13 protein-coding genes are annotated in these 17717 nt (G+C 73.9%); 9 read left to right on the top strand and 4 right to left on the bottom strand.

The window, feature by feature from the left end:
- The first annotated feature begins 115 nt into the window (after window positions 1-115).
- On the top strand, window positions 116-2008 hold the full coding sequence (locus ABT014_RS19685) for an FG-GAP-like repeat-containing protein (protein WP_350640259.1): 1893 nt from the start codon (window positions 116-118) through the stop codon (window positions 2006-2008).
- Window positions 2009-2209: 201 nt separating this feature from the next.
- On the opposite strand, the gene ABT014_RS19680 is transcribed toward ABT014_RS19685, so the two are convergent.
- From ABT014_RS19680 to ABT014_RS19670, 3 genes are all read right to left on the bottom strand, one after another.
- A complete protein-coding gene (locus ABT014_RS19680) occupies window positions 2210-2761 on the bottom strand; it encodes a PadR family transcriptional regulator (RefSeq protein ID WP_350640258.1) in 552 nt (183 codons plus the stop codon).
- Window positions 2762-2869: 108 nt separating this feature from the next.
- Window positions 2870-3694: a prepilin peptidase gene (locus ABT014_RS19675; protein ID WP_350640257.1), complete on the bottom strand. Its 825-nt coding sequence runs from the start codon at window positions 3692-3694 to the stop codon at window positions 2870-2872.
- Window positions 3695-3930: 236 nt separating this feature from the next.
- Window positions 3931-4311, bottom strand: coding sequence for a competence type IV pilus major pilin ComGC (locus ABT014_RS19670; protein ID WP_350640256.1), 381 nt, complete (start codon window positions 4309-4311; stop codon window positions 3931-3933).
- A 393-nt stretch (window positions 4312-4704) separates the two neighbouring features.
- On the opposite strand from ABT014_RS19670, the gene ABT014_RS19665 reads away from it, so the two are divergent.
- The 8 genes from ABT014_RS19665 (at window position 4705) to ABT014_RS19630 (ending at window position 16909) form a co-directional block, all read left to right on the top strand.
- Window positions 4705-6366, top strand: a complete 1662-nt coding sequence (locus ABT014_RS19665; RefSeq protein ID WP_502895035.1) for a GspE/PulE family protein — start codon at window positions 4705-4707, stop codon at window positions 6364-6366.
- A gap of 61 nt (window positions 6367-6427) precedes the next feature.
- Window positions 6428-7639 (top strand): type II secretion system F family protein, encoded by a 1212-nt coding sequence (locus ABT014_RS19660; protein WP_350640254.1) that lies wholly within the window; start codon window positions 6428-6430, stop codon window positions 7637-7639.
- Window positions 7636-8130: a type IV pilus modification PilV family protein gene (locus tag ABT014_RS19655; RefSeq protein WP_350640253.1), complete on the top strand. Its 495-nt coding sequence runs from the start codon at window positions 7636-7638 to the stop codon at window positions 8128-8130. Before ABT014_RS19660 ends, ABT014_RS19655 begins: the two co-directional genes overlap by 4 nt.
- The gene (locus tag ABT014_RS19650) at window positions 8127-8651 is read left to right on the top strand and encodes a type II secretion system protein (RefSeq protein ID WP_350640252.1); all 525 of its coding nucleotides are present in this window, start codon (window positions 8127-8129) and stop codon (window positions 8649-8651) included. The genes ABT014_RS19655 and ABT014_RS19650 overlap by 4 nt, the downstream gene beginning before the upstream one ends.
- Complete coding sequence (locus ABT014_RS19645) at window positions 8648-12535, top strand: hypothetical protein (RefSeq protein WP_350640251.1); 3888 nt, start codon at window positions 8648-8650, stop codon at window positions 12533-12535. The genes ABT014_RS19650 and ABT014_RS19645 overlap by 4 nt, the downstream gene beginning before the upstream one ends.
- Window positions 12532-13644, top strand: a complete 1113-nt coding sequence (locus ABT014_RS19640; protein WP_350640250.1) for a type IV pilus twitching motility protein PilT — start codon at window positions 12532-12534, stop codon at window positions 13642-13644. The genes ABT014_RS19645 and ABT014_RS19640 overlap by 4 nt, the downstream gene beginning before the upstream one ends.
- Before the next feature lie 180 nt (window positions 13645-13824).
- Window positions 13825-14859, top strand: coding sequence for an SGNH/GDSL hydrolase family protein (locus ABT014_RS19635; protein WP_350640249.1), 1035 nt, complete (start codon window positions 13825-13827; stop codon window positions 14857-14859).
- Between the two features lie 271 nt (window positions 14860-15130).
- The gene (locus tag ABT014_RS19630; RefSeq protein WP_350640248.1) at window positions 15131-16909 is read left to right on the top strand and encodes a hydrogenase maturation protein; all 1779 of its coding nucleotides are present in this window, start codon (window positions 15131-15133) and stop codon (window positions 16907-16909) included.
- A 567-nt stretch (window positions 16910-17476) separates the two neighbouring features.
- On the opposite strand, the gene ABT014_RS19625 is transcribed toward ABT014_RS19630, so the two are convergent.
- Entirely contained in the window at window positions 17477-17641 is a 165-nt protein-coding gene (locus ABT014_RS19625) for a hypothetical protein (protein WP_350640247.1), read from the bottom strand.
- Window positions 17642-17717 lie beyond the last annotated feature (76 nt).

Genomic DNA, 17717 nt, shown 5'->3' with positions numbered 1-17717 from the left:
CTGAGGAGGGGCCTCATCCATGGGCAGATCACCACGTCGGCACCTCACACCCGGCGGCCGCTCGGCCGCGCTCACGCGCACCCGGCCCCGCCGGGTTCCGGCACTCGTCCTCGCGGTGGCGAGCGTCGTGCTGGCCACCGGCCCGGCCTCGGCCGTCGGCGCCGACACCACCGCCTTCGCCACCGCGGTGAACCTCGACGACCACGGCCGCGGGAGCTCCGCCGTCGCGATCGGCGATCTCGACAACGACGGGAAGCCGGACCTCGTGACGGCGGTCCGCTCCGAGGGCGTGGCCGTGTTCCTCGGCTCGGGCGGCGGCAGCTTCGGCGCCGTGACGAAGTACCCGGCGCCGCGCACCGTGTCGAGCGTCTTCCTCGGCTCCGCGGTGATCCGCGACGTCAACGGCGACGGCCACCAGGACGTCGTCAGCCAGGACGCGCGCGGCAACGTCGCCCTGGTCTGGCTCGGCGACGGCTCCGGTGCGCTCGGCGCCGGGGCGAAGGTGGAACTCAACCCGACACCCGGGTGCGACACCACGGGCGACAACCCGTGCGTCGCGCGCTTCCCGACCGGCATCGCCGTGGGCGACTTCGACGCGGACGGCACGCCGGATCTCGCGACCTCCGACGCGAACACCGACAACGTCTCGGTGGTGCTCGGCAACGGCGACGGGACCTTCGGCGCGGCGACGCAGTTCGCGCTGGGCGGCGCCACCAACCCGCAGGGCATCGCGGCCGCCGACCTCGACGGCGACGGACACCCGGACCTCGTCACGGCCGACTCGTCGGCCGGCACGCTCTCCGTGCTCCGGGGTGACGGCACCGGGGGCTTCGGCGCGGCGTCGAGCGTCCCGGCCGGTGTGACCCTGCCGTCCAGGGTCGAGCTCGCCGACGTCGACCAGGACGGCCGGCTCGACGCGGTCGTGGTGGCGCCCGGCTCGCCGGGACACGTCGCCGTCCTGCTCGGCGACGGCGCCGGCGGGTTCGGCACGGCGAACGTCCTGTCCGCGGGGACGAACCTCAGCTCCGCGTCGGTGGCCGACCTGAACGGCGACGGCCACCCCGACCTGGTTGTCGCCAGCGCCGATTCGAACGAGGTCGTCGTGCTGGAGGGCGACGGCACCGGTGCGTTCGGCAGCCCGCTCGGCTTCGGGCTGAACGGCGGCCGCAACCCGCAGGCCACCGCGGTCGCGGACCTCGACGGCGACGGGCGCCCCGATGTCGCCACGGCCAACAGCAACAGCTCGGCGACGTTCGTCAACGACGCGTCGGTGCTGTTCAACACCACGAACCGGCCGCCGACGGCCGCGAACGAGACGTACGGCCACATCGGGGCGGACACCCCGCTCGTCGTCGGCGCTCCCGGTGTCCTCGGCAACGACGCGGATCCCGACGGCAACCCGCTGACGGCGTCGGTCGTCACCGGGCCGGCGCACGGCACCCTCACGCTGAACCCGGACGGCTCGTTCAGCTACCGGCCCGCCGGCGGCTACGTCGGCGGCGACAGCTTCACCTACAAGGCGACCGACGGCACGGACGACTCCGGCGTCGCGACCGTGACGATCACCGTCTCGGCCGGCTGCCACGGTCTCCCCGCCACGATCACCGGCAACGGGGTCGTGACCGGCACGAGCGGCGCCGACGTGATCGTGACCGGCAACGGGAACGACAGCGTCAGCGGGAACGGCGGCAACGACACGATCTGCACGTTCGGTGGCAACGACGCCGTGTCCGCCGGCAGCGGCGCCGACTACGTCGACGGCGGTGACGGGAACGACGCCGTCAGCGGCGGTGACGGCAACGACGTGGTCAACGGTGGCGCCGGCGACGACGCGCTCTCCGGCGGCGCCGGCAACGACCTCGTGGTCGGTGGCGCCGGCAGCGACACCCTCGCCGGCGGCAGCGGTACGGACGTCTGTGCCGGCGACGCCAACGGCGGTCCGACGCTCCCGGGCACGGATGCGATCGCGGTCGGCGGCTCCTGCGAGACCGTGGTCGAGGTGCCGTAGCCGACGGGCCGTCCCGGCCTGTTGGGATGCGACGCCGACAGGCGTCGAGGGCTCGGCGATCGCGGTGACGCGAGCGCCGAGCCCGTCCCGTCGTGGTCGTTCCGGCGGCTGCCGGTCGGATGCATCGTCGCCCGCGCACGGCGGTGACGTGGTTGCCGAGGAAGGACGACCAGGAGCGGGAGGTCAGCCGGTAGCGGGAGGTCAGCCGGTCCGGACGGCCGGCTGCGCCGCGTCGACCTCGACGGCGTCGAGGAAGCGGCGTGCGGCGCGGACGTGTTCCAGGCGCCAGGCGTAGATCGCGCGGGCCAGGTGGTCGCCGGCGCCCTCCTCCTTGGCCCGCAGCGACTCCTCGATCTCGTCGATGACGACCCGTTGACGCTCGACCAGGCGGGCCGGGCCGGCGCCGCGGCGCTGGAGCAGCAGCAGCTTGCAGGTGAGGTCGGCGCGGACGTCGAAGAGCTGGGTCACGGGTTCGGCGAGCCAGCGGGTGACCGTGGTCTTCGCCGCGCGGGTGGCGGCGTAGACCACGCGCTGCGGTCCGCGATTGCCGTCCTCGGTGCCGACCGGTGTGATCAGCCCGCGCTCGACCAGCCGCGTGATCGACCGGTAGACCATGGGGCGCGAGATGTACCAGAACTCGCCGATCTCCGCGCCCTCCGCGGTGAGGGTGGCGATGGCGAAGCCGTGGCTGGGCCCTTCGGCGATGAGTGCGAGCACGATCCACTCGGCCAGTGGGAGATCAAGTTCCTTCATGGTGACAAGGGTAAGGATCTCGCGATGCGGACAGAACCCTCCGGCCCGAGGAGCCGATCACGGCACCCCGCGGAGCCGTGCACGGCGGCCGGGTCCCCGGCCCGGGTGTCACGGTCCGCGGTGGTCCACGGTGAGCGGCGCACCCACCGCGTCGGGGTCGCCGAGGCCGTCGTACCAGTGGACGACCGGAGCTCCGGCGAGGATGGCGGCGATGGCGCCGGTGACGAGGAACACCCCGAACGGGAGCCGGGTGTGGCGGGTGGCCCGTCCCGACGCGATGAGCGCGATCCCCACCAGCAACCCGCCGGCGCTGCCGGCCAGCAGGGCGAGGACGAGGTGCGCCGGACCGAGCCAGCCCAGCCCGGTGCCGAGCAGGCCGGCCAGCCGCACGTCACCGAATCCGAGCCAGACCGGCCGCACCTGGTGCAGGACGAGGAAGACGGCGAACGCCCCCACGCCGCAGGCCGCGGTCACCCCGAGCCTCGGCCATTGGCCGGTGGCCGAGGCGGCCCCGATCAGACAGGCGGCGGTGAGGCCGAGGGTCGGGTAGATCAGCTTCCGAGGGAGCAGGAAGTGTTCGGCGTCGCAGGCGGCCAGGGCCAACAGCCCGGCGGTGAAGACCAGTTCGGCCGGCAGCACGGCCGATCGGCCGAAGCGCAGTGTCTCGGCGACGAACAGGATCGCGGTGAGCGCTTCGAGGAGCGGGTAGCGCACGGGGATCGGCACCCGGCAGGAGCGGCAGCGCCCGCCCAGCAGGAGCCAGGACACGACGGGGACGTTGTCCCGGGCCGCGATCGGCGTGGCGCACTGCGGGCAGGCGGAGCGGGGCCGCACGACCGAGCGGCCGGCCGGTACCCGGGAGACGGCGACGTTGAGGAACGACCCCACCGCGAGCCCCGACAGACCGATGATCACGACGAGTGTGGGTGGCATGGGCGCAGTGGTGCCGTTCCGTGCGGGCCGGTCGGGACCGGCGCGGTGTCAGTGGTCCGGCTGGTGCCCCGGAGCTCGGCAGCCGGATGCGCCGCCGCCGAGGCGGTTCGGCGCGGTTCGGTCCGGCGAACGCCTGGGCCACCAACCGGTGTCGGCCAGGCGGCAGTTGAGCCGCCTGGCGGGCCCGACGGCCCGAGGGCCGCCGGTCGGTCAGGTCCGGTGAGGACTCGGCCGGCTCAGCTGCAGGGGTTCGGCTGGCCACCGGCGGGCGGGGTGGTCGGCGTGATGGCGTACGTGTCACCGGTCGGAGCGGCGTCGTACCAGACGGAGGCGGTGGACAGGAACCCGCCGCTCACCAGCTCCGCCATGGTGGCGTACGCGCTGTGGCCGCTGGCGAAGTACGCCTCCTCCGCGGTCTGGATCGTGGCCTTGTCGGTCTTGCACGCCGCGCCCTGGCCCTTGTCGTTGATGCCGCGCACGGAGAACACGACGATGGCGGACAGCACGCCGAGGATCACGATGACCACGAGAAGCTCGATCAGGGTGAAGCCGGCTTCCGCCGTCCCGTTCCGCGCACGCAGATGTCTGCGCGAGGCGCCTTGCAGCTTGGTGAACATCTTTGCTCCATCCATGGCACCCGATGCGGATCGCACCGAGGGTGATAGTAACTACCTGAGTAATCAGCCGTAGACTACGTAGCAAGGCAAGGGCTTGCAAGGGTTTGCTTTTGCGAGAGCTGGTCCCGGCCGGAGGGTCGCAGATCCGATGGCTTCATGTAGTATCCCGCTGACTAATCAGCAGCTGACATAGGGGTGGGTTCCTTGGCGGATCGCCGACTTCTCCGGCGCCGCGCGGCGACCACGGGCCCGTCGGAGTCTCCGGCTCGGACCGACGGGCCGGTCCGCGACGCGACGCCCGGCGCGGACCGGCCGTCGCCCGGCGGCGAGCCGTCGCCCGGCGGCCGATCGGCGCCCGCCCAGCCGTCGCCCGCAGGGCCGCAACGGCCGAGGATCGGCGAACTGCTGGTGCAGCGCGGGCTGCTCACCCCGGCGCAGGCGGACGAGGCGCTGCTGCAGCAGTCCGCGTCGGGCAAGCGGCTCGGCGCCCTGCTGGTCGAACTCGGTATGGTCGACGAGCGGGCCTTGATCGAGGCGCTGTCGGTCCAACTCGATGTGCCCGTCGCCGACCTGCGCCAGAACGAGCCCGATCCCGAGGCCGCCGCCCGGGTGCCCGAGGCGCTGGCCCGCTCGTTGGGCGTCGTCGCGGTGCGGCGGGCCGAGGGCACACTGCTGATCGCGGCGGGCGACCCGGCCGACCCCCGGGTGCTCGACGAGGTCGGCCGGGCCGTCGCGCCGGACCGGGTGCGGTTGGCGATCGCGGCCCCCTCGGACATCCGGCGCTCGATCGACAACACCTACCGGGCGCTGGCCGGCGTCAGCAGCCTGGTCGAGGCGTTCGAGGCGACCGAGACCGGCCGGGGCGCCAACTCCGGTGCCAGGGTGGTGAGCGAGGACGCGCCGGTGGTGCACCTGGTCAACCTCATGCTGACCCAGGGCCTGCGCGACCGGGCCTCGGACATCCACGTGGAACCGCACGCCGACCGGGTCCGGGTCCGGTACCGCATCGACGGCGCGCTGCACGACGTGCTGAGCCTGCCCGCGACCATGGGCCCGTCGCTGGTCAGCCGGATCAAGATCATGGCCAACATGAACATCGTCGACCGGCGGCGCCCGCAGGACGGGCAGATCGCCACCGAGATCGACGGCAGGTCGGTCGACATCCGGGTCGCGACCAGCCCCACCATCTGGGGCGAGAAGGCCGTGCTGCGACTGCTGGACAGCAACCGCACGCTGCTGCGGCTCGGCGAGCTCGGCATGCCCGCCGCGACCTACCAGCGGTTCGCGTCCCTGCTGCGCTCCCCGTACGGCATGGTCGCGTGCGCCGGGCCGACCGGCAGCGGCAAGACGACCACCCTGTACGCCACGCTCGGCGAGCTGAACCAGAGCGAACGCAACATCACCACCATCGAGGACCCGGTGGAGTACGTCGTCCCGTCGGTCAACCAGATCCAGATCAACGACCAGGCGGGCATCACGTTCGCGACCGGGCTGCGCTCGATCCTGCGCCAGGACCCGGACGTGATCCTGGTCGGCGAGATCCGGGACGCCGAGACGGCCAGGATCGCGGTCGAGTCCGCGCTCACCGGCCACTTCGTCCTGTCCTCGATCCACTCCGCCGACGCCTGCTCCGCGCTGCACCGGTTCGCCGACATGGGGATCGAGCCGTTCCTGATCACCTCCACGGTCGCCGGGGTGGTCAGCCAGCGGCTGGTGCGGCAGATCTGCGACCAGTGCCGCGAGCCCTACCGGCCCGGCGTGGACGAACTGGCCTTCTTCGCCGCGGCCGGCGGGTCGACCGACCACGGGTTCTGGCAGGGCCGGGGCTGCAACTTCTGCTCCCGGACCGGCTACCAGGAGCGGATCGGCGTCTTCGAACTGCTCGTGACGAGCGATGCGATCAAGCGGCTGCTCGTCGAGAACGCGCCGATCGACCGCCTGCGCGAGGCCGCCCGTGAGCAGCAGATGGACAGCCTGCTGGACGGCGGCGTCCGCCTGGTGGAGGAGGGGACCACCACCATCGCCGAGATCATGTCCAGCGTGTACGTGGCCTGAGGCCCTCTCCCCCACACCGACCACGCACACCTCTCACCCCGGAACCCAGGAGGGCACCGGCATGGCCACCTTCAAGTACGTCGCGCTCGGCCCGGACGGGAAGCGGGCCACCGGCGTGCTCAAGGGCTCCAGCGTCGACGGCGTGACCGACAGCCTGACCCGGCAGGGCTACCACGTACGGTCGGTCAAGGCCGCCGGCCGCAACCTGCTGCAGCTCGAACTCACCGCGGACAAGGTCGACCTGGTCGAGCTGAGCAACTTCTCCCGCCAGATGGCCGCCTTCATCAGGGCCGGCATCCCCATCCTGGACGCTCTGGAGATCATCCGCGCCGAGACCAAGGACAAGAAGCTGGGCCGGGTGCTCGTCGACGTCATGGACTCGCTGCGCTTCGGCGAAGGCTTCGCCGCCGCGATGGCCGCCCACAGCAGGGCGCTCCCGCCGTTCTACGTCGCCGTCCTCCGCTCGGCCGAGGCGACCGGTGAACTGGACCTGGTGATGGCCCAGTTGGGCCGCTACATCGAGCGCGACGTCGAGGGCCGGCGCGGGATCCGCTCCGCCCTGACCTATCCGGTCCTGGTGATGGGTCTGGCCGTCGCCGTCGTGCTCGTCCTCGTCGTCTTCGTACTGCCCCGTTTCGAGGAGTTCTTCGCGTCCTTCGACGCGCAACTGCCGCTGCCGACCCGGATCCTGCTGGGCTTCACGGACTTCGTCACGGCCTGGTACCCGGCCATCCTCGGTGGGCTCCTCGCGCTCGTCGCGGCGCTGCTCGCCGGCCTGCGGACCGAGCGGGGACGGGCCCTGCGGGACCGCTTCCTGCTGGCGACGCCGGTGGTCGGCGACGTGGTCCGGTTCATGGTCATCGAACGGTTCTGCCGCATCCTGACCTCGATGATCAAGGCGGGCGTGCCCCTGCCGGAGGCGCTCGGCCTGGCCGGCTCGGGCGCCGACAACCTGGTGTACGAGCGGTCCATCGCGGCGGCCCGGACGGAGATGCTCGAAGGCGGCGGCATCTCCCGGCCGATCGCCCGCACCGGACTGTTCCCCGGGGCGGTCACCCAGATGATGCGCGTGGGCGAGGAGACCGGGACCCTCGACGAGCAGCTCGAGAACGTGTCGGACTTCTACGAGAAGGAGCTGCAGCACCGGATCAAACGGCTGACCAGCCTGTTCGAACCCGCCGTGGTGATCATGGTCGGGGTCGTGGTGGGATTCGTGGCCGTCGCCCTGCTCTCGGCGATCTACGGCGTCTACAGCCAGGTCGACGTCCGGTGACCGGCCGGACCGGCCCGACCCGCCGCCTGACCCGCTGCCCGACCTGCCGCCCCACCCCCCGCCCCGCCCTCCGCCCGCGCCGCCGACCCCGCGGCGAGGAGGGCGAGACCCTGGTCGAGGCCCTGGTCGCGGTGGCGCTGATGGGCGTCGCCTTCGTCGCCGTCCTCGGGGGCGTCGGCACCGCGATGATCAGCTCGGCCACCCAGCAGAAGGTGACCGGCGCCGACTCGCTCATCCGCAGCGCCGCCGACACGGTCGTCGGCGACCCGTACGTGCCCTGCGCCGGGAGTTACGGGACGCCGACCCCGCCGGCCGGGTTCACCGTGACCGTCGAGGTCGAGTACTGGGACGGGACGGGCGCGTTCGCCCCCCGCTGCCCGGCGGCCGACACCGGCGTGCAGAAGGTGACGCTCACCGTGCGCTCGACCGGCCCGCACCCCGTCCGGGACACCACCCTCGAGGTGATCAAGCGGGAGTCGATGCTGTCATGACGGCGCAACAGCCGACCGGGCGCCCGGAGTCGGGGTTCACCCTGACCGAGTTGCTGGTCACCATCGTCATCGTGGGCCTCGTCGCGACACTGCTGCCGAAGGCGGTCGTCCTCGGACTCCGGTTCACGGCGGGCACCGGCAAGCGGGTGGCCGCCACCAATGCGACGGGCACGCTGACCCGCTACTTCTACGACGACGTGCACAGCGCGGACAGCGTCACCACCGCCCCCGCGTGCGGCGCCGTCGGCGCGATCGTCCACCTGAGCCGGCCCGGCACCGAGGTCGTCTACACCTACGACCCGCCGACCGGCGCCCTCGACCGGGTGACGTGCAGCGGCGGAGCCGTCGTCACCACCTTGCTGGGCCGGTTCGACACCGCCGCATCGACCCGTCCGGTGACGCTGATCTGCGGTGCCGAGACCTCGTGCACCTCACCCATGGAGGTAACACTGACCGTGCGGAGCGACCCCGCCACGCCCCCGACCACCCTCACCGCCGTCCGCCGATCGAGCCCGTCATGACCGGCCGCCCGCATCCGAACCGCCCGGCTCCCAGCCGCCCGGAGGCGCACAGCCCGCGCGACGACGACCAGGGCGCGATCCTGATCGTCGCGCTGGCCTTCGTCGTCGTCTGCAGCCTGCTCGCCGTGTCCGTCCTGACCTTCGCCGGCACCTCGCTGAAGGCCTCGGGCGTGTACGTCGACCAGGGCAAGCGGGCCTACGGCGCGGACGGTGCCACCCAGCTCGCCATCGCGAACTTCGCGCAGGGCAACCCGTGCGCCGACTACACCGCTCCGCCGATCAACGGCCGGCAGATGACCGTCCACTGCGACCCCCTCAACGCCTCACCCACCTCCACCCGGGCGACCCAACCGCAGGACGCGCTGCGCAGCCTGGGCCAGGGGGCCGACGAGGGCATCAACGTGACCACGCCCGGCCTGCGCGTGCAGGGCAGCGTGTTCTCGCACGCGAACATCACCACCGGCGGCGGTGCCTCGATGGTGGTGACGGGCGACGTGTCCGCCGTCGGTACCTGCTCCGGCGCCGTGTCGCGGACCCAACTGCCCCCGACCCAGGCGCCGTACGCGCACGACTGCGCCGACGACACCCCGCCGGCCCCCGCCGACGCGGTGGTGGGCGCCGACCCGGACCACACCCCGCCGACCACGGCCGTCCCGGTCCGGCGGACGGTGCCCGGGTGCCCCGGCGCCGGTGCCTGGCTGGTGCGGTTGCAGCCCGGCTACTACGACGACGCCCGCGCCCTGACCCGTCTCACCGGCGGCGACTGCCCGAACGTCGTCGTGTGGCTGCAACCGGGTCTCTACTACTTCGACTTCACCTTCACCAGCACCGCCGCGCTCTGGACGATCGGCGACCCGACGGTCAGCGTGGTCGGCGGCACGCCGGCGGGCTGGGACCCGGCGGCGCCCACCCGCCCGGCCGTCCCCGTCCCGGGCGGCTGCGACCGGACCCGGCCTGCCGGCGTCGAGGTCATGATGGGCGGCGGCAGCCGGTTCCAGGTCGACCGCGGGCACGTCGAACTGTGCGCCCCGGTGACCCCGGACGCGCAGCAGGTGGCGGTGTACGGGGTCCAGCCGTCGAAGCCGTCCCACACGCTGCGGGCGACCGCCGTGGTCGCGAACACCGGTTTCGCGAACCCGGCCCAGGCCCTGATCGGTGGCGAACGGCCGAACCTGCCCGGATGTCCGCAGCCGTCGGGCCCGGCGGGCTGCACGGCGGACGCCGTTCTCGGCCCGGCGAACCACGGGTCGGCCTCGATCCAGCTCGCCGGTTTCACCCCGCAGGTGCCGCCCGGCTCGCTCGTCACCGGCGCGACGCTGCACGTCAGGCATGCCGAGGACGGCGACCCGGCCGTCCCCGGCGGGCCGACCGTCACCGCCGCCGTCGGCCAGGACACCTGCCGCACCGACGGCCTGCCCCGGCACACCGCGCTCGCCACGGATCCCGCGATCGACCTGCTGGGCCCCTGCGGACTCACCGATCCGACCCGGCTCGCCGGCCTGACGGTGACCTACGCCGCTGCCCCGGACACCACCGGCGCCACCATGACGGAACGCCTGGACGGCATCTGGCTGGAGGTCGCCTACCGGACGCCGACCACGTTCAAACCGGCTGCCGTGGCCGCGTCGAGCGGGTTCACCGCCGCCGGCACCGATCCCGGCGACGCCCTGGAGATCGGCGAGCAGCCGACACCGTCGGTGGCCCGCGCCGACCTGAGCTCGGCGGCCCGGTCCGCGTCGATCACCTTGGCCGGGTTCGGCCGGCCGCCCCTGCCGCCGGGGTCGACCGTCGATTCCGCCGTGCTACGGGTGGCCCACCGGGAGACCGGCGACGCGGCGGCACCCGTCGTCACCGTCACCCCCGCGGGTGGCGGCGGCAGGTGCACCGCCCTGCCGCTCACCGCGCGGGCCGACCTGGGCGAGGACCGCATCGACCTGCGGGCCTGCGGTATCACCGACCCCGCCCAGCTGACCGGCCTGACCGCGACCTACACCGCCGCGCTGACCGCGGGCGGCGCCGCGGGCACCGGTTCGCTGGACGGCATGTGGCTCGAAGTCGTCCACGACCCGCCGCCGGCGCGTCCGGCGACGAGCGCGGAGTCGACGACGTTCGTCACTCCGGGCAACGCCGAGGCGATCGACGGCGCCGCCACGGCCCGCGCCGCCCTCGGCCCGGCCACGCCGACCGCCACCATCGACCTCGGCGGATTCGACACCGCCGCCGTGGCGACCGGCTCGGTCCTGGACGGGGCCCTGCTGCACGTCGCCCACCGCGACGATCCCGGGGCGGCCGGCGGACCGCCGCCGACGGTCGCGGTCACCCTGTCCGGCCCCGGCGCGCCCGGCCCCTGCACCACCCCGCAGCGCCTCCCCACCCACCAGGGCGCCCTGGGCACCGACACCCTGGACCTGGTCGCCGCCTGCGGGCTGACCGACCCCGCCCAGCTGACCGGCCTCGTCGTGACGTACACCGCCGGCCTCGGCGCCGGCAGCACCACCGCCACCGATCAGCTCGACGGCGTCGCGCTCGAACTGGTCTGGCGCCCCCCGGTCCCGGTCCGGCCCACCACGGCGGTCAGCACCGCGAAGCCCGCCGCCGCGGCGTTCACCGAATCCCGGAACGCGCAGGCGATCGACACCACGACCGCGAACGCGACGCTCGCCACGGCCACCCCGTCGGCGTCCATCCGGCTCGGTACGTTCGCGATGCCGCCCCTGCCGGCGGGGTCGGTGATCGACAAGGTCGTGCTGCGCGTGTCGCACCAGGACGACGACACCGGCCCGGCCCCGCCTCCGCCGGCGGAGCCACCCACGGCCGACCCGCCGAAGCCGCCGGCCCCGCCGACCGCCGCACTGACCGTCTCCGGCACCGGCACCGCCTGCGACGCGGTGCACGTCCTGACGAGCCATCAGGAGCGGTTCGGTGTCGACCTGGTGGACCTCGGCGCCTGCGGGGTGACCACGGGCGACCAGGTGTCCGCGCTCGTGGTCGACTACGCGGCGACCTTGGGCGCGGGCAGTACCGGCGCCGAAGCCCGACTCGACGGCGTCGAGCTCGACGTCGTGGTCCGGGCCCCGTCCATCCGGGCCCTGTCCGGCTGCCTCACCGCGGGCCGCGGCTGCGCGGTGCTGAGGTCGACCGACGACGCCGACACGGCCACCGATCACAGCCGCCTGGTGATCAACGGCACCGTCTACGCGCCGACCGGCGCCGTCGACCTGTCGATGGCCCAGGTCGGCTCGCAGGTCGTCACCCGCGGCATCATCGCCCGGACCATCGAGCTCGGCATCGCCCCGGCCCCCGGCTACCTCCGGCCGGTGATCGGAATCCCGCCGGAGCCGGTGCAGTTCACGACCTACCCGGCCGTGAGCGCCCGGCCGACCTCGGTCACGGCGGTCACCGGGTTCACGGCCCCGGCCCCGGGCGCTCCGGTCGACCTCGCGGACGCCGCCGTCCCCGGCGGTGGCCGGGCGTCCCTCACGCTCGGCGGCTACGCCCCGCCGGCGCCGGCCATCACCCGGCCGCTCGACCACGCCGCGCTCCAGGTGACGCACCACGAGAGCGGCGACGTGGCGTCGGTGAAGGTGTCGGTGGACTTCACCGGCAGCACCTGCAGCGGCGTCGACCGGGCACCGGCCCTCCCGGTCCGACCCGGCTCGGACGGCCCCGTGACCGACCGGATCGACCTGACGGCGTGCGGCCTGACCGAAGCCTCCCAACTGGCCGGGCTGACCGTGACCTGCATCGTCACCGCCGGGAGCAGCGGCGCGACCGAACACCTCGGCGGCACCCGGATCGACCTGCTGTCCGGCCCGCTGCTGCGGGCCGCCGTGTCCTTCGACGGCCACGCCGCCACCGTCAAGCAGTGGAGGGTCCTGCCATGAGCGAGCGCACCACCCCGGAGGCCACCCGGCCCGGTCCGGGTTCCGCAGTCATCGACCACCTGCTCGGCGAGCTGTGGCAGCGGGGCGGCAGCGACCTGCTGCTCACCGCCGGCTCGGCGCCGTTCCTGCGCGTCGACGGCGCCCTGCGACCGGTCGAGGGCGCCCCGCTGACCGAAACCGAGGTCGATCGCCTGGTGACCGGGGTGCTGGGTGGGGAACTCACGGACCGGTTCCGCCGCGAGAAGCAGGTCGACTTCGCGTTCAGCTGGGGCGAGCGGGCCCGGCTGCGCGGGAACGCCTTCGTGCAGCGCGGCGCGTCGGCGCTGGCGCTGCGGATCATCCCGTACGACGTGCCGTCCTGCGAGCAGCTCGCGCTCCCGGCGGTGGTCGCCGGGTGGGCGGGCCTGCCGCGCGGGTTCGTGCTGGTCACCGGGCCGACCGGGTCGGGGAAGTCGACCAGCCTGGCGGCGCTCCTCGACCACGTCAACCGGCACCGGCCGGCGCACATCCTCACCATCGAGGACCCGATCGAGTACCTGCACCACCACAAGCGCTCGGCGGTCAACCAGCGCGAGATCGGCACCGACACCGACTCGTTCCCTGCCGCGCTGCGCTCGGCCCTGCGCGAGGATCCCGATGTCCTGCTCCTCGGCGAGATGCGCGACCCGGAGAGCATCTCCGCGGCCCTGACCATCGCCGAGACCGGGCACCTGGTGCTCGCCACCCTGCACACCAACGACACGGCGCAGACCCTGGACCGAATCGTCGACGTGTTCCCGGCCGCACAACAGCCGCAGATCCGGCTGCAGTTGGCGCACACCCTGGTCGGTGTCCTGAACCAGACGCTGGTCCCCCGGATCGGCGGGGGCCGGGTGGCCGCCTTCGAGGTGCTGGTGGGCACGCCGGCGATCCGCAACCTGATCCGCGAGGGCAAGACCCGCCAGATCCGCAACCTGATCGCGACCGGCCACCGCGACGGCATGCAGACCCTGGAGACCGGCCTCAACGTGCTCGTCGCGACAGGCACCGTCGCCTACGAGGAGGCCGTGCGGCACACGGCCCACCCGGAGGACGTCCGGCGCCCGCCCGCCCCGGCCGGCCACGGCTGACATCCCGACGCGCTGCTCCGCCCGAGCCAGGTGGGCGGACGCGACGGGAAGGCGGAGGGCGCCCGGCCCGATCCGTGATCACCGGACCATCACTGTCCGTACACTGACCGATACGGTACGTAGTGATCCGGTCCCTCACCGTGCGGGGCCCGACGAAAGGGCGCAGCCATGCCATCGGCCATGCAGAAGAAGACCACGACACCTCCACCGGCGCGGCGGCTGGCCGCCGCGGCCGTAGCGCTGGGCTCCTGCCTCGCGCTGGCCGTCCCGGCGGGCAGCGCCGGCGCGGCGGCGCCCGCCGAGGCGGTGCAGACCGTGTTCTTCGGCGACTCCTACACCGCCAACTTCGGCATCGCCCCCCTCAACCACATCGACAAGCCCGAGGGCTGGTGCTTCCAGGCAACCGAGAACTACCCCGCCGTCGCCACCCGGCAGCTGGCGGACCAGGGCATCACACTCCGCGTCCAGGCGGACGTCTCCTGCGGCGGCGCCCTCGTCCACCACTTCTGGCAGAAGCAGGAACTGCTGCCCGGCAGCGGCCTGACGGTCCCGGCGCAGCAGGACGCGCTCAAGGAGGACACCCGGCTGGTCGTGGGCAGCATGGGCGGCAACACGCTGGGTTTCAGCAGCATCCTCAAGCAGTGCTCCGCCAAGCTCCGGGACCAGGCCCTGGTGCCCGGCGCACCGGTCGACCCGGACTCACCGGCCGGCGAGTGCAAGGACTTCTTCACCTCGGGCGACGGGAAGGCATGGCTCGATTACAAGCTCGAGCAGGTCGGGTACGAGCTGGAGGAGATGCTCCTGCGTGCGAGCTACCGCTCCCCGGGCGCCGAGCGCGTCCTGGTCGGCTACCCCCGGCTCGTACCCCAGGACACGGTCAAGTGCCTGACCGCGGCCCCCGGTCAGACGGACCTGCCGTTCGCCGACATCCCCGCCGACGCGCTGCCCGTCCTCGACCAGGCCCAGAAGCGGCTGGACGACGTCATGAAGCAGGCCGCCGCCGACGACGGCGCCGATTTCGTGGACCTCTACGAGCACACCGGGAGCACCACCGCGTGCGACGGCGCGAACCGGGGCATCGGCGGCCTGCTGGAGAAGTCCGAGCTCGAACTCCTCGGCCAGGCGATCCCGTGGTACGCCCACCCCAACGAGAAGGGCCGCGACATCCAGGCCCGGAAGGTCGCCGACAAGATCGCGGAGGTCCTCAACCGCTGACCGGGCCACGCACCCCCGCACCCGAAGGACTCCGGCTCACGTGGGTCAGCCGCGTGCTCGCACCCGGTGAGGTACTCGTCCGGGCGGGGGACCGGGCGGGGCTCGGGCGGCTCGCCTTCCGGCTGATCGCCCGGTGGCGCGCTACGGTCCGAGTCCGGCCGGCCCCGGCCGGAGTTGATGACGGTCCGTCACGGTCCTGGCGCCCGCGTCGGGTCCGATCCGCTCCGGCGCCGGCTGTTCCGGGCGGGCCGCCGTGCCGCCGGAGGGCGCCGTGCGCATCCTGCTCCTCGCCAGTGCGTTCAACAGCCTGACCCAGCGCATCCACTGCGACCTGCGCGAGCAGGGCCACACCGTCGGCGTGGAGCTGATCCCCGGCCGGGAGCCTCCGGCCGCCGCTGTCGAACGCTTCGCCCCCGACCTGCTGGTGGCGCCGATGCTCACCCGGGCGGTCCCCGAGGACGTCTGGCGCCACCACCCCGTACTGATCGTGCACCCCGGCCCGCCCGGCGACCGCGGGCCCTCCGCACTGGACTGGGCGATCACCGACGGCGCCGCCGCCTGGGGCGTCACGGTGCTCCAGGCCACCGCCGAGATGGACGGCGGGCCGGTCTGGGCGTCCGTACCGTTCGCCGTCCGGCCCTGCGACAAAAGCGAGCTGTACCGCACCGAGGTCGCCGACGCGGCCGCCGAGGCCGTCGCGCTCGCGGTCGAACGCTGGGCCGGCGGCTCCTTCGTCCCCGCCGCGGGCGCCACCGGCCCGCTGCGCCCGTACCACGCGCAGGAGTTCCGCCGGATCGACTGGGCGGTGGACGGCACCGGGGACGTGCTGCGCCGGCTGCGCGCCGCGGACTCCCAACCCGGCGTGCTGGACGTGCTGTTCGGCCGCGAGTACTACCTGCACGGCGGCCACCGGGAGGACCGGCTCCGGGGCGAGCCGGGCGCCCTGCTGGCGACCAGGGACGGCGCGCTCTGCCGGGCCACCGCGGACGGCGCGGTGTGGATCCCGCAGCTGCGCCCGCGCCGGGAGCCGGGCGGCCCGGCGACGTTCAAGCTGCCCGCCGCCCACGTGCTCGGCGACGCCCTCACCGGGGTGCCCGAGGTGCCGGTGACCCCGGCCGCGGCGGCCTGCCGGGACACCTGGTCCGAGCTGCGCTACCGGGAGCGGGCCGACGTCGGATACCTCGAATTCGCCTTCCCTGGCGGGGCGATGAGCACCGGGCAGTGCGAACGACTGCTGGCCGCCTACCGCGCGGCGTGCGAACGGCCGACCGCGGTCCTGGTGCTCGGCCCGGCCCGGGACTTCTTCTCCAACGGCATCCACCTGAACGTGATCGAGGCCGCCGCGGACCCGGGCGAGGAGTCCTGGCGGAACATCAACGCCATGGACGACCTGGTGGAGGCGGTGCTGACCACCGAGAAGCCGACCGTCTCGGCGCTGGCGGGCAACGCCGCGGCCGGCGGCCTGATGCTCGCCCTCGCCGCCGACGAGGTGTCGTGCCGGGCCTCGGCGGTGCTCAACCCGCACTACCGGCTGATGGGCCTGTACGGCTCCGAGTACTGGACCCGCACGCTGCCCCGGCGGGTCGGCGAGGAACAGGCCCGGCGGCTGACCGGGGCCGCACTGCCGGTCGGCGCGCACGAGGCCGCCCGACTGGGGCTGGTCGACCGGGTGCGGGACGACGGCACCGCGGGGTTCCGGGCCTGGGTGGAGCGGGAGGCGGCGGCGCTGGCCGCCGAACCCGAGCTCACCGAGCGGTTGCTCGCCAAGAAGCAGCGCCGGTCCGCCGAGGAGCGGGAGCGGCCGCTGGCGGCCTACCGGGCGCACGAACTGGCCCGGATGCGGGAGACCTTCTTCGACCCCGACGCGCCCTACCACGCGCTGCGGCGGGCGTTCGTGCACCGCACCCCCGCCGCCGGAACACCGGAGCACCTGCGGGGCCAGGCACCGCGGCGGCCCGGAGAGCCGGGGCCGGCTCCGGTGGGGCTCGGTGACGCGACCGAAGTTCGGGTGCGACCGGTCACCGCGATGGTGTGGGATGCGGGGACATGACGATCGTTCTGAACGAGCCCGGGGCCGGCGGGCTGACCGATGCCGTGGACGCGCTCCGCGCCTGGCAGGACGACCGGAGGCCGCTGCAGCTCCATCCGGGGGACCTCGGCTGGGCCTGGGCGCCGGGCGCGGAGCGGCTGGCCACGGCCGCCCGTACCTGGAGTGCCGGCGGGCGGGTCGTCGCCGTCGGATACCTGGACGCCCCTGATGTGCTGCGCCTGACGACCGCGCCGGACCTGAGCCGGGACGAGGCGCTGGCGCGCCGGCTGGAAGCCGGACGAGCCGTGGACGCCGTTCCGCCGCGACCTCTCCGAGCCGGTCGAGGCGTCCGGGCTGCGGATCGAGGTGGCCGGCCCGGGGACGGCGGAGGTGCGGACCGCGGTGCACCGCTCGGCGTTCGGCAGCCCGAGGTTCACCGAGGAGGTCTGGCACGTCCTGGCGGCCGGGCCGGTCTACGCCGACGCCCGCTGCCTGATCGGCTACGACCACCGGGACAACGCGGTGGCCGCCGTGACGGTGTGGCCGGCCGGCGCCGGCAGGCCCGGCCTGCTCCCCCGCCGCCCGGGGTCAGCCGGTGGAGCGGGCGTGACGGGGACGCCCGGTGTCCTCGCCCCGGCTCCGTGCGACCGCGGCCCGCGCGCCGCGATGGCGCGGGTCACGGCCGGGAGCCGTGGCGGTCACGACGGCCGCGAGCACGAGCGGGGCCAGCAGCAGCACCGTGGTGGTGGTCATGCGCACCTCCGGAGATCGACCGTTACGTGACCATCGACTGCCCCCACCGGCGGAGAACATGTCGGCGTACGCACGG

This window comes from Kitasatospora sp. NPDC094015 (assembly GCF_040304075.1).
Lineage (GTDB): Bacteria > Actinomycetota > Actinomycetes > Streptomycetales > Streptomycetaceae > Kitasatospora.
Note: the sequence above shows the minus strand (reverse complement) of the source record. Positions and strands in the feature narration are given on the sequence as shown.

Coding starts and splice junctions, on each gene's coding strand:
- ABT014_RS19650 (WP_350640252.1), top strand. CDS start 8,127: ATGACGGCGCAACAGCCGACCGGGCGCCCGGAGTCGGGGTTCACCCTG.
- ABT014_RS19645 (WP_350640251.1), top strand. CDS start 8,648: ATGACCGGCCGCCCGCATCCGAACCGCCCGGCTCCCAGCCGCCCGGAG.
- ABT014_RS19640 (WP_350640250.1), top strand. CDS start 12,532: ATGAGCGAGCGCACCACCCCGGAGGCCACCCGGCCCGGTCCGGGTTCC.
- ABT014_RS19660 (WP_350640254.1), top strand. CDS start 6,428: ATGGCCACCTTCAAGTACGTCGCGCTCGGCCCGGACGGGAAGCGGGCC.
- ABT014_RS19625 (WP_350640247.1), bottom strand. CDS start 17,641: ATGACCACCACCACGGTGCTGCTGCTGGCCCCGCTCGTGCTCGCGGCC.
- ABT014_RS19670 (WP_350640256.1), bottom strand. CDS start 4,311: ATGTTCACCAAGCTGCAAGGCGCCTCGCGCAGACATCTGCGTGCGCGG.
- ABT014_RS19680 (WP_350640258.1), bottom strand. CDS start 2,761: ATGAAGGAACTTGATCTCCCACTGGCCGAGTGGATCGTGCTCGCACTC.
- ABT014_RS19635 (WP_350640249.1), top strand. CDS start 13,825: ATGCAGAAGAAGACCACGACACCTCCACCGGCGCGGCGGCTGGCCGCC.
- ABT014_RS19675 (WP_350640257.1), bottom strand. CDS start 3,694: ATGCCACCCACACTCGTCGTGATCATCGGTCTGTCGGGGCTCGCGGTG.